Source organism: Bradyrhizobium nivariense (assembly GCF_029846695.2).
Lineage (GTDB): Bacteria > Pseudomonadota > Alphaproteobacteria > Rhizobiales > Xanthobacteraceae > Bradyrhizobium.
Genome location: NZ_JARWCR020000192.1, coordinates 1 through 1,101 on the forward strand (window position 1 = coordinate 1; position 1,101 = coordinate 1,101).

The 1,101-nt window shown below is 59.7% G+C and carries 1 protein-coding gene and 1 pseudogene; both read left to right on the forward strand.

What is annotated here, in order from left to right; all coding sequences use genetic code 11:
* Positions 1-195 (forward strand): hypothetical protein (locus QCM77_RS45890; protein WP_280097137.1); only part of this gene is annotated, 195 nt, incomplete at its 5' end.
* Between the two features lie 80 nt (positions 196-275).
* Positions 276-1,101: pseudogene (locus QCM77_RS45895) on the forward strand (ISL3 family transposase); the annotation flags it as partial.

Consider the following 1,101-nt stretch of genomic DNA (forward strand, 5'->3'; position numbering starts at 1 on the left):
AAACTCTTGACGCCAACTCAAACCCCTGAACCAATCACCCATGTCGGTCAAAGCCGCTGCTCATCATCGCGCGAAACAGCTGCTCACGATCGCCTGAAATCGCCGCTCACCATCGCCGAAATACGCAATGGTGATCGACAACCGCCACGACAGAATGTGTTTCGGCATGGAATAAGGACCCCGTTTTCGGGGTGATCGGCATCCAATCGGGGGTCTGACTCATTTCCGATGAAGTTTGCCGGGCGACTGTGGTTCTCAAACGGAGAATCAGCGCCATGCGGACGGGCTTTCAAATCTCATCGCTAGTACCGAGTGGTTTGGTGTTTGATGGTGTAAGTGACTCAATGGATTCGCTTATTCTGTCTGTTAGGTCGGAAGCTGCGGAGGCTCGGTGCCCTTTGTGCGCGACAGCGTCGAGCCGCATCCATAGCCGCTACGTCCGGCACGTTGCCGATTTGCCATCAGCGGGCAGAAAGGTGCGCCTCCGATTACTCACGCGGCGCTTCACATGCGAGGTGCCGCATTGCCGCCGGCGGATCTTCGCGGAGCGGTTCGGAGAAGACATCGTCCCGCTGCGACGGCGCCGGACAGCACGGCTGGAATACATCGTCCATCACTTGGGGTTGGCGCTCGGCGGCCGGCCGGCGGCAAGCTTCGCCAAGCGGCTCATGCTGCCTGTCAGCAACGATACCTTGCTACGGGTGGTCCGTCGGCGGACGGCGATGCCGACAGATCCATTGCTTGTTGTGGGCATCGATGACTGGGCGTTCCGGAGAAACCATCGATACGGGACGATCGTGTGCGATTTGGAGCGTCGGCGGATCGTTACCCTGCTGCCCGACAGGGAGACTGCGACCGTTCGGGCGTGGCTATCGAAGCACCCAGCGATCAACATTGTGTCGCGAGATCGCGGTGGTGGATACGGCGAGGCAGCAGCTAAGGCGCTCCCGAACGCCATCCAGGTCGCCGACCGCTGTAAGCGCTTAGCCGGAACCCTTGCTTCGGGATATGGATAACTATGCGAAGAAGCGTCCGGCTTGGACGGAGGTTTGTGATGGGATTGGACAGCGAAAAGGACGTCCATTCGGACGGCCCATCGGC